Source organism: Megasphaera sp. SC8-1, assembly GCF_024436295.1.
GTDB lineage: Bacteria > Bacillota > Negativicutes > Veillonellales > Megasphaeraceae > Megasphaera > Megasphaera elsdenii.
In genome coordinates this window covers 80,928-96,516 of record NZ_JANFQH010000032.1, presented here as the reverse complement: position 1 = coordinate 96,516, position 15,589 = coordinate 80,928, and the positions used below count along the sequence as shown (strand labels likewise).

Genomic DNA, 15,589 nt, shown 5'->3' with positions numbered 1-15,589 from the left:
CTCCTGGTCCTTAGTCGAGATTCAAGTATTTGCGCTGTTCTTCGCTGAGCGTATCGATGGCATAACCCATGGAAGCCAGTTTGATCTTGGCGATTTCCGTGTCGATTTCATGAGGCAGGACATAGACGTGGTTGCCAAGTTCCGCATGGTGTTCGAGGATGTATTTGGCAGCCAGGGCCTGGACGGCGAAGGACAGGTCCATGATTTCAGCCGGATGACCGTCGCCGGCAGCCAGGTTGACCAGACGGCCTTCAGCCAGGAGGTTGATGACATGGCCGTTCGGGAGTTCATAGCCTTCGATGTTGTGGCGGGCTTCAAAGTGGCGGACGGCCAGGGCTTCCAGTTCAGGTTTATTGATTTCTACGTCGAAATGACCGGCATTGGCCAGGACGACGCCGTCTTTCATGTTCTTCATGTGTTCGCCGCGGATGACATCCTTGTCGCCGGTGAGGGTGACGAAGATATCGCCGACCTTAGCCGCTTCGGCCATGGGCATGACTTCAAACCCGTCGAAAACGGCTTCGATGGCTTTGATCGGGTCGACTTCGGTGACGATGACATGGGCACCGAGGCCTTTGGCACGCATAGCGCAGCCCTTGCCGCACCAGCCATAGCCGGCGACGACGACTTTCTTGCCGACGACGGTCAGGTTCGTCGTGCGCATGATGCCGTCCCACGTGGACTGGCCTGTGCCATAACGGTTATCGAAGAGGTATTTGCAGTACGAATCGTTGGCTGCGACCATGGGGAACTTCAATTCGCCGGCTTTGTCGAGGCCGTGGAGACGATTGACACCGGTCGTCGTTTCTTCCGTGCCACCGAGGAGGTTTTCCATGGCATCGGCCCGCGTCGTGTGCAGGAGATGGACCTGGTCGCCGCCGTCATCGATGATGATGTCCGGATGATGGTCCAGGGATTTATTGAGGAAATCGAAGTATTCTTCATCGGTTGCGCCATACCAGGCATAGACGGTCAGACCATCTTCGACGAGAGCCGCTGCGACGTCGTCCTGTGTGGACAAAGGATTACTGCCGGTCACGATGACGTTGGCGCCGGCCCGGTGAAGGACTTCGGCCAAATAAGCCGTCTTGGCTTCGAGATGGACGCTGACGCAAATCGTTTTGCCTTTAAAAGTCTGGTCGGCTTTCAGTTTGTCGCCAATGGCATTGAGGGCCGGCATATGACGATCGACCCAGCTGATTTTTTCATGACCGCTTTTAGCTAACTTGATATCGCGAATAATAGATTCCATACGAATAAGACCTCTTTCTATAATGAATTAATGTTGGAAAAATGCCGGTACGGATACGGCATCCGGCCGGTGGATAATGCCCTTTTCCGTCACGATGGCGCGGATATTTTCATGAGGCGTCACATCGAAGGCGGGATTGAAGACGGGCGTTTCGGGGAGGGCTGCCGCCACACCCCGGAAAGAACGGACTTCGTCGTGATTCCGTTCTTCAATGGGTATCTGACTGCCGTCAGTTATCGACAAATCGAAAGTCGAAGCCGGTGCGGCAATATACAGGGGAACCGCCAGTTCCCGCGCCATCAGGGACAGGCCGTAGGTCCCGATCTTATTGGCCGTATCGCCGTTGGCAGCAATGCGGTCGGCGCCGACGATGATGGCATCGACACCTTTCGTCTTGAGGGTCCAGGCGGCCATATTGTCGGTAATGAGGGTCACGGGAATGTGGTCGGCCATGAGTTCGAAGGCTGTCAGGCGGGCGCCCTGCAAAAGGGGCCGCGTTTCATCGGCATAGACCATGGACACCAGGCCCCGGCGATGGAGCTCGCGGATGACGCCCAGGGCGGTGCCGACGCCAGCCGTAGCCAGGGCCCCGGCATTGCAGTGCGTGAGCAGTGTCAAAGGGCGGCCGAGCTTTTCCAGCTCATCGGCGCCGAACCGGGCCATGGCCGTATTGATGGCCACATCGGCTTCATGGATGGCAATGGCCTTTTCTTCCAAGACCGCCGCCACAGCTTCTGCTCCGTCTGCTTCATGCTGGCGGGCACAGACCATCATCTGGGTCAAGGCCCAGTGCAGGTTGACCGCCGTCGGGCGGGCCGCATCCAGGTCCTGGCAGATGGCTTCGAGAGCTGTCAAAAAGGGCGTATCCCCGCCCTTCTGGCACAAAGACCGCGCCGCCAGGACGACGGCATAAGCCGCAGCGACACCGATAGCCGGAGCCCCGCGGACGGCCAGGACAGAAATCGCCTGGCGCACGTCCTGCCAAGAATGGCAGGGCAGATAGATTTCTTCAAAAGGCAGCTTCGTCTGGTCCAGGAGGAACAGCGTACCTGCCTGCCAACGCAATGTATCCATTATACCGTGAACCCTCCGTAAGCCTGTAAGGTATGACGGCAGGCGCAGTCGCCATTGTCATATAATTCGATGCTCTTCAAGATGAGCTGCTGCAGGCGCTGGGAATTTTCCGCCATGGCTTCGACGACTTCTTCATGGGTCAGCGGCGCCGGAGAAATGCCGGCGGCAAAATTAGTGACCATGGAAATCGTGGCATAGCAGATTTCCGCTTCCCTGGCCAGGCAGACTTCGGGTACGTTGGTCATGCCGACCAGGTCGCCGCCGAGCTTTTCGTACATCCGGATTTCGGCGGGCGTCTCGAAACGGGGACCTTCCGTGCAGACATAGGTGCCCTTGTCGTGGAGCGTATAACCGCCGAGAGCCTGGGCCGCAGCTGCCACAGTCCGGCGCAGGTTCGGGCAGTACGGTTCGGTCATATCGACGTGGACGACGCCATTTTCACCGCCGTCGAAGAACGACGTATGGCGGCATTTGGTGAAATCCAGGAACTGGTCGGGCAGGACGAAATCGCCAGGCTTATCGTCGCGGTTCAGGGAGCCTACAGCCGTCGTCGACAAGATAGCCGTGACGCCCAGGCGCTTCAAGCCCAGGATATTGGCCCGGTAATTGATGAGATGCGGCGGAATGGAATGTGTCCGGCCGTGGCGGGGCAAGAAGACGAGTTCCCGGTCTTTATACGTCCCCTGCCAATAATGGATGGTCCCGTAAAAGGTATCCATATAGTCTTCATGGACATTGGATAAAATCTTCGGGTCACAGACACCGGTACCGCCGATGATGGCAATGAGTCCCATGGTAAAACCTCCTTCAAGGATCTAATTCTGCTTATGGCGCTGGGCAGCCGCTTCATACAGCGCTGCCAGTTCGTCGTGAGACAAGACGTATTTAGCCCCGCAATACTGGCAGGTCATTTCTACCTGCGGGTCCTTCAAAAGGGCTTCCTTATCTTCCTGGCGCAGGGACAACAGGGCATTTTCAAAGCGCTGGCGCGAGCACGTGCAGCGCCAGTACAAATTTTGACGGTAGAGTTCTTTGAAATGCATGCCGCTGAGGATGATATCGATGAGGCCTTCCCCATTCGGATGGTCCTGCAAATACGTCGTCAAGGCACCGACCTGGGTGATATTGGCTTCGACACGAGCCAGGTCTTCATCCTTCGCGCCCGGCAATGCCTGGACGAGGAAGCCGCCGGCTGCGGCAATGGTATAATCCTGACTGACCAGGACGCCCAGGCTGATCGTCGACGGCACCTGTTCCGATGTGAACAGATAATAAGCGATGTCTTCAGCGATTTCACCGGATACCAAATCGGCCTGGCTCGTATACGTCGTCTTTTCCGGCGTGAAACGCGTCACTGTCAGTTGGCCGTGCTGACCGACACCGGCAGCGACATCGAGCTTGCCATTGGCCTTCAGCGGCAGGTCGACCTGGGGATTATCTACATAGCCGCGGAGCTTATTCGTATCGAAGCAGTCGGCATGGACAGCGCCTAAAGGCCCGTCACCGGCGACCTTCAGGGAAACGCCTTCGTGGTTCTTGTAGTCCCCGGCCAGCAGGGCTGCGCCGGTCATCGTCCGACCCAGGGCCGCACTGGCCACAGGCGACAAATTATGGCGCTGCCGGGCCTTTTCAACGATGCCCGTCGTCAAGGCAATAGATACCCGGATGAGCTCATCCGATGTATAATGAATAATCTGGTTACGTGTAATCATGTATGTTCTATCCTTTCTTTACAAATCCAGTCTTTATTATACAACATCAGTGCGGACCTAGCCAGTACTGTACCGACAAAAAAGAGGCTGTCTTCCTGCAACAGCCTCGATTCACTATGCTTTTACGGCGATACCTTCCAGATGGAGGAGCGCTATTTTCTTGTCAATGCCGCCGGCATAGCCCGTCGCCCTGCCATTCGCCCCTAAAACGCGGTGACAAGGGATGATGATGGAAATGGGATTATGTCCCACAGCCCCGCCGATGGCCTGGGCCGACATGGCCTTCCCCGTCCGTTCTTCAATTTGTTTGGCCAAATCGCCATAAGTCGTCGTCTGGCCATAGGGAATCTGACAGAGCAGATACCAGACAAGGCGGCGAAAATCACTGCCCTGCGGCGCCAGAGGCAGCGTCATGATAGCCGGCATACGGCCGGCAAAATAATCATCCAGCCAGCGCGCAGCCTTACGCAGGATCGGCGTCTCTTCGTCCCGCATCACTTCGCCCTGCAAAGAACCATAACAATACTTCTGCCCGTCAAACCAGGCCCCGACCAGCGCCGTGTCACTGGCCGCCAGAATCATCGAGCCTAACGGCGACTCATACATCATTTTATAGTACATTTATATCTTCCCTACTCTTTCTTACTTCTTCAACAGCACTTCTTTGGGCTGCAACAGTTCCGGATGGCGCACCATGTAACCTGTCAGATTCTTCCAGGCTGTCCATTCGTCTTTATAAGGAATCGGCCCTTCACAGAGCTCACTTTCCGCATGGCCAACACCCAAAGGCTGATAGAAATCATTTTCAAAAGTCCCGTAGGCATCGGGCCGGAGCCAGTGGTACGGCGAGACAAGGTGATCAATAGGTTCTGTCAACGACGAGAAGAGCGAATAGTATTCAAATCCTCGCGGTGCAATCAATTCGAAGACAGTCGGCATGATATTCATGTGGCTGCCAATCGTATTGCCCGCAAAAATCGCTGAGTCCAAATCCTGATGATTAATCATGAAAACCGGGCAGTGCCGTTCGCGGACAGAGCAGTCGCGCTTCATAAGCGACGTCTGCTGAAGCGGCGTCATGGCAATGGCATGGTCCGCTGTAACGATGAAGAGACTGTCCGGATAGACCGCACGCATGCGCTGGATGAATTTGCCGATAGCCTGATCCGAAAACCAGAAAGTGCCGAGATTCTGCTGCAGGTCCTTATTGTGCTTGATATCATCCGGTGCATCGGGCATGACCGTTTCCGTATCATAGCCGTATTTCTTCAGATGAATCTTAAAGGGGCCGTGGTAGGATGTCGTATAGACAAAATGGAATTCTGGCTGACCGCTATCCGTTTTCTGAATCAATTCAGCGGCTTTGTCCAAAAAGACGTTATCGTAAACGCCGACCCAAGTCTTCGGTGCTTTGGGTCCACAAAAATCCGTCGCCGTCATGACACGGTCAAAACCACAGGCCGGCGCGAACTGATTGAAATTGCCATACGTCACATTACCGCCGTACCAATAAGTTGAGCGGTAACCCAATTTCTTCAGCTGCAGCGGGAAGGCCGTCGGCACGGTCCCTTGCCAGAACGATTCTTTTTCATTCAGTTCCAAGCCAGCATCAAAGATTCCCGACATCAGGCTGACAATGGATGGTCGAGAAATGATGCCGGCCGAAAGGGAGTTCTTCAGGCTCACCGTATGAGGATCATGCATCAGGTGTTTGCCGCCGGACGTCAGATTGAGGCAGTCATAAGCCGGGTCAAAGAGCTGCTGCAGGTAGCTTTCGCCAACAAGGAGGAATATATGCGACGGCTTGGCAATGCAGGGTCCCTTAGCTGCGTGCTTGAAGGCATAGACAGGATTCGGATACGACGTCACAGATGACACATCCTTTGGCAGGATTGCTTTCAAAGAACTTAAATCTTCTTCATCACTGTGCTTATAAGCCTCATTAAGTTTATGTTTTTTCACTTGTTCCAGAGCCACTAAATCATCTACTGTAGCTTTAGCAAAAAAAATATCCTTTTTAACAATACTGGGAATCGTATCCCATTCCGGCTTATCGTCATGGCTCAACGTACCGCCGTAGCGAAACCAGTAAAATCCTAAAATAATGCCAATTGAAACGAGAATGTTAAAGCCATACATGATAACAGGCGACGTGAAATGAGGATACGGCAGACTTGGTAGTGACAGCATGCCAATAATCGAATACTTGACGAACCACCAGTAAGGAATACCTGCAAGGATGCACAGAAGACCGTGGTCCTGATGGAAGAAGATATCAATTAAATTATGTTTTTCCGCCTTACCGCCAAGACGCATGATTTGATTGTACGTATCGTGGAAATGATTATAAAAAATCATCTTGCCGATAAAAGCTACATAGAGTACCATGGCATAGGCCATGCCGGCATAAAGGCGCACTTCATTGCCAACGGCATAATAACCGGCAAAAAAGAGGCCCGGCAAAGAGACGAAAACCAAAGGCAGTAAAAAAGCGTAAGCATTGAAGTCCATGCCCCACCAGAAACCATAGCGAAAACAATGCCAGACAACGTTCCAACGGCCCTTTAGGCTGTCATACGGAGAATACACCTTAATAAAAATGACACGAAAGACAGCACAAATAATTGGAAAAATCAAAAATAGTTTGATGTCCTGCTGCATCGATAAAAAGAACTGTGCAAACACTCACTTCACCTCATACTTCAAATGATAAAAACTATAATTCAAAAAATCATTTTATATTATAATATGTCCGGTACCATTCGGCAAATTTTCCCAATCCTTCTTCAATCGTCGTTTCCGGCGTAAAGTCGAAGTCGCGTTGCAGTTCGCTGACGTCAGCATAGGTCTGATAGACATCGCCGGGCTGCATGGGCAGGTATTCTTTTTCGGCCGTCTTACCGAGAGCTTTTTCCAGAACTTCAATGAAATGCATGAGCTGTTCCGGCTTGTGGTTGCCAATATTGTAGATCTTATAGCGGTCGCCTAGCTCATTTTCTTTCGGCGGATTACAGAGCATATTTTCAATGCCCGTGACGATGTCATCGACATAAGTGAAATCGCGATACATATCGCCGTGGTTGTAAATCTGAATAGGCTCTCCTTTACGGATTTTGTTGGCAAATTTGAAATAAGCCATATCTGGACGCCCATATGGTCCATAGACCGTAAAGAAACGCAACCCTGTCGCAGGAATCCCATAGAGATGGCTATAGGTATAGGCCATCAGTTCGTCTGATTTTTTTGTTGCCGCATACAGACTGATAGGATGATCCACATTATCTGTCGTCGAAAAAGGCGTCTTCTTCTGGTTTCCGTAGACAGACGAACTGGACGCAAAGAGCAAATGGTCTACTTTATGATGGCGGCAAGCTTCAAGCACGTTAAAAAAGCCAATGATATTAGACTCAATATAGGAACGAGGATGGTCGATACTATAACGTACCCCAGCTTGAGCCGCCAAATTCACAACAATATCCGGCCGAAAAGACTCAAATATGGCATTAACAGCTTTTTCGTCCGCCAAATCTCCTTTGATAAAGGTAAATTCCGGGAACTGTCGAAGAATATTCAGCCGGCTTTCTTTCAAAGAAACGTCATAGTAGTCATTGAGGTTGTCAAACCCAAAGATAGTAGCCCCCGTGGTCAGCAACCGCTTGGCTAAATGGAAACCAATGAAACCGGCGGCACCGGTAATCAAGACTTTATTTGTACTGTCAAAAGATTTAAAATCTGCCATTATCATCGAATCTCCCTTCAATCACGATCAAAAATATCTCGCGTATAGACTTTATCACGAACATCGCTGAGTTCTTCAGCCCAACGGTTAGAAATAACAACATCGCTCATTTCCTTGAATTCATGCAAATCACGGATAACACGGGAATGGAAAAATTCATTGTCTTTCAGAGTCGGTTCGTAGACGACGACTTCAATACCTTTCGCTTTGATGCGCTTCATAACGCCCTGGATGGCCGAAGCACGGAAATTATCTGAATGGCTCTTCATCGTCAGCCGATAGATGCCAACGATGTGGGGATTCTTGGCGATGATCATATCGGAAATATGATCCTTCCGCGTCCGGTTGGCAGCGACAATAGCTGAAATGAGGTTCTGCGGAACATCTTGATAATTGGCCAAAAGCTGCTTCGTATCCTTCGGTAGGCAATATCCGCCGTAGCCAAAGGAAGGATTGTTATAAAAATCACCAATACGCGGATCGAGGCAGACGCCTTCGATGATTTCCTTCGTACTCAGGCCACGCATTTCAGCGTACGAATCGAGTTCATTGAAATACGCTACGCGCAAGGCCAGATACGTATTGGCAAAAAGTTTGATCGCTTCGGCTTCCGTAGAACCGGTAAATAACATAGGGATATCCTTTTTTACCGCACCTTCTGCTAGCAGATTGGCAAAGACTTTAGCCCGTTTCGACCGTTCGCCGACGACGATGCGCGACGGATGGAGATTATCATAAAGTGCTTTTCCTTCTCGTAAAAATTCTGGCGAAAACATGATATTATCCGTATGATATCGTGCTTTTACCTGTTTCGTATAGCCAACGGGAACTGTCGACTTGATGACCATGACGGCTTTTGGATTGATATCTAACACCTCTTCGATGACCGTTTCCACTGACGATGTATCGAAGAAATTCTTCTGCGGATCATAGTTAGTCGGCGTCGAAACGATGACGAAATCTGCATCCGAAAAAGCTTCTACAGGATCTAATGTCGCCTTAAAATGTAAATCGTCCCGCTGCAAAAAAGCCGAAATATCAGCATCAATGATGGGAGAAATTCCCTTATTCAGCATCTCTACTTTTTTCGGCACGATATCCAAGGCAACGACATTGTTGTGCTGCGCCAGTAATATTCCATTCGAGAGACCTACATACCCGGTCCCAGCAATCGCAATCTTCATTCGGTACACCCTCCACTCGTAATGAATCTTATTTATTATACCACTTTTGTTCATTTTCGGATAATTTATCAAAATACAAAAAAGCTGCTGCATGAAGCATTTTGCCTCAAAACAGCACCCCCGATACGATAAATTTAAAAATGCAATTTATAGCGAATCCTTAGCCAGGAATACCAAAATAGTCCTTTTATATACCCAGCCATATTGCCATGGTCTTTCTGATAACGTCCCCATTGCTGGAAATCATGGTAATTTTCAGGTTTTTTAATCGGTAAAATATTCGTAATAGTCGGCCATGGAGATAATTCATTATATTTCCGCCACTGTGCGTCGAAATCAGTCAACACCATCTGCCACGGCTTGCGTCGTCCTGTCCAATGAATAAAGACACTATCCGAAGGAGCATGATATCCTCCACCATAAACGTTATATTCTTTCGGTAAGAAGTAATTTTGCCCATCAAACACTAAATTCAAAACATCCTGACTTTGGCCTAAAAATCGTTCTTTAGGTTCACACTGATACGAAAAACATTTTTCTGTTATATGCTGCTTTTCCCATTCATTAATATCAATAAGCATGATGCCGTCATTAAAATATTTCCCGTTTTTCAATTTTAAATACCCAGCCCGGTACTTAACTGCGTCCGAAGTTTCTGAAACAGCCCCCATCGCAGCCCCTTTCATATCCAAATGCCACAGTTTCTGCAATGAGTTGACACACATCGCGTCAGCATCTACATAAATAAAGCGCGAAGCAACTTTTTTCAATACTTTTGGCATATAGATGCGGCCATAAGTGATTCTGGAAAAACGAGCCACTTTAATATGAAAATCATGAAACGGATCCATATTTAAAACATAGATAGTGCAAGTACAATGAAACTTTTGAGCAAATCGTTGAATGTAATTCTCATTTTGTTCCGAAAATCCATCAGTGAAAATATGGAAAACAAATGCTATATCTGGGTTGTTTTCTACGATTGAAACCATGGAAGTTCCCATGATAGAGATGAAAGGCTCATTAACATTATAACATACGTGCCCCACTATACGCTGATCGTCCTCAGGATTAAAAGAAAAATCGACTTGTGATAATATAAAATGATTTAAATCAAAAAAATTGTTCTCAAACGTTTTCGTAAAAATTCCCCCTACTCATCGATTCTTTTATGTACCACTTTTTGAAGCAATTCTTCCCACTGCCCCCATACAACATCAGGTGAATATGTTTTCATCGCCTCACGAGCAGCTTTCCCCATCTGGACCCTCAAGGCTCTATTATCCATCAATAAAGTTAGCTTTCTTGCAAAATCATCCTCATCAGTCGCCAAAAAGCCTGTAACTTTATCTTCTATCAATTCATTTACAGCTGGAGCTGCTGCAAAACCGACAGCTGGAAGACCTACTGAATTGGCCTCTGCTAATGCTAATCCAAATCCTTCATAGGCTGAAGGAAAAGCAAATATATCTGCATCATGCAAAACATTTAAGGGCATATCTGTAATACCTTCATAAATAACTTGATGATGTAAATCATGAACTTTAATATACTCATCAATTTTTTGCTTATATTCTGAATCTGTGATAGGTCCGTAAAAATGTAATTGCCAGTTTGAAAAGCGTGACGCATTTTTAAGAAAAGCGCGAATAGCAATAAGGGGTCTTTTTTGATGACAATCAATACGACCTATCATAATAATTCTGTATATTTTTTTACAAAGCGATAAATCGGCAACGAAACTATCAGGAATAGTTTTCACAACATTGGGAATACAATAAATATCTGTATTTAAAAATTTTTTTGCTTTGTCGACAAAGCTCGGCATTAACACTTGATAAGCCGTCACTTTACTAGCTTCTTTTCGTTGTAATGTAGTCAAAGAAGCTATTTGATCTTCTACAGAATTATGGCACATGGCAACGACAGGTATTTTTTCTTGTGACAACTGATTAGCCACCATAATGCTGTTAAACTCATAACAAATCATGACATCAATCTTCGACAAATTAATTTGTTTTCTAATAGCTTGACAAAGCTTATCTGTTCTATATTGATCAACACGATTTTTAATATTTAAATGTAGGCCTTTTGATATTTCACGAAGAACTTTATATGATACAGGAGCTTTAATTTTCCCGAAGCCAAGATTGACTTGTTTCACTTGAGAGTTAAAGGGATAATAAGGGACAACGCCTGGACTATCATTCCATATTGTATAAACAGTAGCACCTCGCTCAGAAAAGCGATTAGCCATTTCAACAAAAACTTTCTCAGCTCCTGATACATTGGATATCGAGGCAATACCAAAAAACAAAAGGGCTATATTCATCTGGTTCACTTCTTTCAGGTAATTATTTTAAACTATCATCTCAACGATTTCTTGATATCGTTTTTAATCTTCTTCCATTTTAAACTAATATAGATAAATCTAAACCATCTTAATCTTAACAGCTTTAGGTATTTACGTCCACTACGGTCAATAACCGATAAGTTTTCATCCACTAAAAGTTTGTCTACCAAAGGATGATTTCGCATCTTATTCAACTCACTTTTGCAAGCTGGATAATCTTTTCCGCTTTCAAGGACTTCTCTTTTAATGCTATGCTCTATATTTTTAAGAAAAAACCAATCATTTGTTTTTAACATTATTTCGGATTTTCCTTTGTTCTCAATCAAAAAGCCAAAATCACGATATAGTCGGACAGAATTTTCAAAATAAAATGGCTCATAACGAACTGTCATGTTAGTACCATGTTTACGATAAAAATAGACATAATCATCAATAATATGTAATACCGACACATCCATCATGATTGCAGCAAATAATAGATGATCTTCTGAAAACCAGAGTTTTGAATCAACGTAGGGCAAATTATTATAAATTAAACTTCTCCGGAATAAAGCCTGCCATATGACCCCATCCATGCTCATGCCACCGTATCCATGTTCTGAATAAATAACTCTCTTTTTTATATCATACAATTTGTCTCCATGATAAATTCCCGGACGAGTTCTAGATATTGTTGGGACTACGTCTTCTCCTTGAAGAACGTAGTGTTGTCCTACACAAACATCAGCGCCCTGAATTCCCCGCCACAGAGAAGCCAATGCATGTTTAGCCAGCATGTCATCTCCATCAAGGAACATAATATACATGCCTTTAGCATATGCCAAGCCATTTTTTCTGCTCTGTGCAGCACCACAATTCTTTTTATTGCGAAATAATAATATACGTTTGTCTTTTTTTGTACTCTTTTCTACTATACTTGTACTGCCGTCATCTGACGCATCATCGACAAAAATGGCTTCCCAATTTGCAAAATCCTGTTGCAAAATAGATTTTATACATTGTTCTAAATAAATTTTATCGTTATAAAAAGGTATGACAATAGAAATCAAGGGTTGCATTCTTACTGCTGTCTCTCCTCTATGGATACAACACAACTGCAGGCTATTAAGATAAGCCAATACAGCTTACAAATCAAATATACATACAACGAATAATCTACAATATCATGAATTAATAAGACTATAAGACAAAAGATTCCAATAAAAGCATTTAAATTAAACCGCCGTTTAAAAAAGAAATAGCCGAACTGCCACTCCATAAATAAAAACCCTACAAAACCAACGATGCCCGTTGTTGAAAAAATCGCTAGAATAAAATTATGAGCATGTGGCAAATTCCTTTCAACCGCACCTTTGACCATATAGTGAGCAACATATTCTTTGTTAAAATTATCTAACCCAACTCCAACAATTGGATGTTCTTTTATCATATTCAAAGTTCCCTGGTAAAGATAAATTCTATTTTTTTCACTGTATGAATCAATCGTTGTCGACTCGAAACGAATCACCCCTTTTATATCAGCCAAATGATTACTCTGAGGTATAACCGTAAAAGCACCGACTATTATCAATAAAATTCCCATTGCACTAATAAAAATTTTTTTCTTACTGATATGCTGATGCACACAATAAATAAAGATAAAAAGTAATCCTAAAAGCACTAAAGACAAGACAGCTCCTCGTGACTCAGTACAATACAAAGTCAGACTTTCTAATACTAAAAACAGGCTCCATATTATCCTTTCTACTAAGTATTTTGCGAAATATGTTAAATAGAGAATCGTACAAGGAATCATGAGGATAAAAACATCTGCAATCATGTTGCGATGCAGATCATATTGGTAATACTGTTGATGATGAAAATACTGAAATATCATATTATCCGTTCCAAGACATATCCCTGCAGTCCCGATAGCTAACCCATAGAAAACAGCTCTTGGAAAAAAATATTGACCATTCATGAGCAACAGTATTTCAAACGAAGCCTTCATATATTTAAAATAATTATAAGCAACATGACTGCTCTGACGTACGGTTGGAGAAAATTGAGACACTGCAACAAGTATTATTACATAAACAAGCATGCCAATTACTGGCCACCATCCCTTAAATTGAAAAAAGTCGGGTCTCTTTTTCAGCTTAATACATCTTACTAATAAAGATGCTATGCCAATGAAAAAAGCAACATCTGTCACCTTGTCCGGCATAAAAGGGAATATCCCTATTGAAACAAGGAAAACCCCGAAATTTTGAATTCCATATGTTATTTTCTCTAATTTATCCATTGTTCCACCTGCACCAACGAGTTTTTATAGAAGTTTACCTACTTTCTTATTATAGCATAAATATGATAAAAAAAGAAAATAAGCCACTGCACAAATGCAGCAGCTCATTTTCAAGCATGCCATCCTGGTTTATAGGTTTCATGCATTCCTAGCTTTTCATATTTTGCATCTAACAAAGCCGCTAAACGAACCCGATATTTATCAGTCTTTATATGAAAAAATAAATGTATTTTAGCTTTTATATAATCAAGATGCCAGTGAAAAAAATATTGTCTTTTAAAATGCCGTTTAAGCATTAAATATGAATTACGAGCAGAATAATAGTAATGCCAATCAATTGTTTCTTTTTCATCTTTTATTTTTTGTATAACTGGTTTTTTATGCAGAACTTCCATGTCTGTATAACAAAGGATTTCACCACAAGTTGCTACCCGCAATGAATGTTCAGCATCATCATTATAAATAAAAAATTCTTTTTCGCATAGCCCTACTTTTCGCAGAACCTCTGCTTTAATAATTACCCCTACATAGCTAAATAGCTGTAACGAAAAAACAGATTTTTTATACTCATTTATAGGTACTGACATGGCTTTCATATTATCCCAAGTTAATTCGTAACGACGACGATGATCAGCCTGTATACGACCTTGCTCTAAAACTACAGTACAAATAGCCGCCGCATTTCTCGCTCTTGTATCATTTTGTACATGGGCCTGAAAACGTTCTATGACATTAAGTGCTGGGCAAGCATCATCATCCGCCAACCATACATAATCAGCATTTAATTCTAAAGCTTTTTGACAACCCGTATAAAAGCCGCCACTTCCACCTATATTTTCAGATAAATGAATAATACTGCATTGAAATGGATGCCTTTGCTTTTTCCATTCATCAAGATAATCCAAAGTGCCATCACTACTGTTATTATCTACAACAATAAGGTAATCCGGTGCCTTACTTTGTTGTTCATAACAAGATAACGACCTTTTTAGCAGTTCTAAACGATTAAATGTAACGACTACACAAGCAATACTAGGTTTCATTCAATGGTTCCTTTCGCTCATAAAATTATTAAGCCAATTTTCAAAGCTATACTCACAAACAAATCTTTTCTGCCAGTGACTTTGACCATCTAAGATAAACTGACTCATAGGACGGTGATCTTTTCCAATCAGATAAATATTTGAAGAATCATAGAAATCCATGCTAAGAACTTCATCATTATTGGTAATAAGTTTCTTGTTGAAAAACATAGCTTCTACGATGCGCCAAGTCATTCCTTTTTGCCTTGTCTGCACCATATCAAAAACACATTTTGTATGCTTCACATATTCAATGCACTCAGCATAACTAATGTGTTCACTTAAATAGTCTTTTTGCTTTTTTGTATATTTCTGTTTGCGATCACCAACAACGATAAATCTTGTATCTATGCCTTCTTGCCTAAGCTTTTTATCGATATTCATCAAGCTCTGAAGTCTTCCTTTATCCTTGCCAACAAAAAATACATCTGACGCATAGTCAAAGTTGCGCAACGTGTCATTACTAAAATTAAGTTGCTTAAAATAAAATTGTGGATTGTATTTCAGCCCATATTTACGGGCATCGTTTTTATCAAACGACCAAATTTCACAATTTAACTGTTGAATTTGGTGCAATAATTCAATCCGTTTAATCAGATTATAATAGTAAATAATTAATCGTGCTTTAGGGGCTTTATCGTTAATATATTTAACTACACTGCTATCCTCAAAAGCATCAAATAAAATAATAGTGTCATAGTTAACCACATGCTCTGTCCATTCCGAATTATACCAACGACTTTTATTATTTTCCCCTAAATGATACTGTAACTTATAAATCATTTTAGATAGGCCCTGCACTTTACGATATACAGGGCACACATCAACTAGTTGAGTATTTGCCATAGACTGAGACAACCAGTTTTTTTCTCCTATTAAGATTAAAATATGCTTATGTCTCATGACTTA

General features: G+C 44.1%; 14 protein-coding genes. All 14 read right to left on the bottom strand.

Features of this window, described 5'->3' with window-relative positions; translation table 11 throughout:
* Positions 1 to 10: 10 nt before the first annotated feature.
* Entirely contained in the window at positions 11 to 1,252 is a 1,242-nt protein-coding gene (locus tag NOS26_RS10300; RefSeq protein WP_014016682.1) for an adenosylhomocysteinase, read from the bottom strand.
* A 27-nt stretch (positions 1,253 to 1,279) separates the two neighbouring features.
* Positions 1,280 to 2,326, bottom strand: a complete 1,047-nt coding sequence (gene mtnA, locus NOS26_RS10295) for an S-methyl-5-thioribose-1-phosphate isomerase (RefSeq protein WP_169012931.1) — start codon at positions 2,324 to 2,326, stop codon at positions 1,280 to 1,282.
* Positions 2,326 to 3,120, bottom strand: coding sequence for an S-methyl-5'-thioadenosine phosphorylase (gene mtnP / locus NOS26_RS10290; RefSeq protein WP_027894553.1), 795 nt, complete (start codon positions 3,118 to 3,120; stop codon positions 2,326 to 2,328). Before mtnP ends, mtnA begins: the two co-directional genes overlap by 1 nt.
* A gap of 21 nt (positions 3,121 to 3,141) precedes the next feature.
* The gene (hslO, locus tag NOS26_RS10285; protein ID WP_027894554.1) at positions 3,142 to 4,038 is read right to left on the bottom strand and encodes an Hsp33 family molecular chaperone HslO; all 897 of its coding nucleotides are present in this window, start codon (positions 4,036 to 4,038) and stop codon (positions 3,142 to 3,144) included.
* A 114-nt stretch (positions 4,039 to 4,152) separates the two neighbouring features.
* Positions 4,153 to 4,659, bottom strand: coding sequence for a methylated-DNA--[protein]-cysteine S-methyltransferase (locus NOS26_RS10280; protein ID WP_255917703.1), 507 nt, complete (start codon positions 4,657 to 4,659; stop codon positions 4,153 to 4,155).
* Between the two features lie 21 nt (positions 4,660 to 4,680).
* Positions 4,681 to 6,516, bottom strand: a complete 1,836-nt coding sequence (locus tag NOS26_RS10275; RefSeq protein ID WP_255917702.1) for an LTA synthase family protein — start codon at positions 6,514 to 6,516, stop codon at positions 4,681 to 4,683.
* 253 nt (positions 6,517 to 6,769) lie between these two features.
* Positions 6,770 to 7,777: an NAD-dependent epimerase gene (locus NOS26_RS10270; protein ID WP_255917701.1), complete on the bottom strand. Its 1,008-nt coding sequence runs from the start codon at positions 7,775 to 7,777 to the stop codon at positions 6,770 to 6,772.
* 17 nt (positions 7,778 to 7,794) lie between these two features.
* Entirely contained in the window at positions 7,795 to 8,961 is a 1,167-nt protein-coding gene (locus tag NOS26_RS10265; RefSeq protein WP_072981217.1) for a nucleotide sugar dehydrogenase, read from the bottom strand.
* Between the two features lie 134 nt (positions 8,962 to 9,095).
* The gene (locus NOS26_RS10260; RefSeq protein WP_255917720.1) at positions 9,096 to 10,061 is read right to left on the bottom strand and encodes a glycosyltransferase family 8 protein; all 966 of its coding nucleotides are present in this window, start codon (positions 10,059 to 10,061) and stop codon (positions 9,096 to 9,098) included.
* Between the two features lie 53 nt (positions 10,062 to 10,114).
* The gene (locus NOS26_RS10255) at positions 10,115 to 11,293 is read right to left on the bottom strand and encodes a glycosyltransferase (protein WP_255917700.1); all 1,179 of its coding nucleotides are present in this window, start codon (positions 11,291 to 11,293) and stop codon (positions 10,115 to 10,117) included.
* 35 nt (positions 11,294 to 11,328) lie between these two features.
* The gene (locus NOS26_RS10250; RefSeq protein WP_072981211.1) at positions 11,329 to 12,372 is read right to left on the bottom strand and encodes a glycosyltransferase family 2 protein; all 1,044 of its coding nucleotides are present in this window, start codon (positions 12,370 to 12,372) and stop codon (positions 11,329 to 11,331) included.
* Between the two features lie 2 nt (positions 12,373 to 12,374).
* Positions 12,375 to 13,598 carry an O-antigen ligase gene (locus tag NOS26_RS10245; RefSeq protein WP_072981209.1) on the bottom strand — a complete coding sequence of 408 codons (1,224 nt, stop codon included), beginning with the start codon at positions 13,596 to 13,598 and terminating at the stop codon, positions 12,375 to 12,377.
* A 110-nt stretch (positions 13,599 to 13,708) separates the two neighbouring features.
* Entirely contained in the window at positions 13,709 to 14,641 is a 933-nt protein-coding gene (locus tag NOS26_RS10240) for a glycosyltransferase (protein WP_072981207.1), read from the bottom strand.
* Positions 14,642 to 15,583, bottom strand: a complete 942-nt coding sequence (locus NOS26_RS10235; RefSeq protein ID WP_255917699.1) for a hypothetical protein — start codon at positions 15,581 to 15,583, stop codon at positions 14,642 to 14,644.
* Positions 15,584 to 15,589 lie beyond the last annotated feature (6 nt).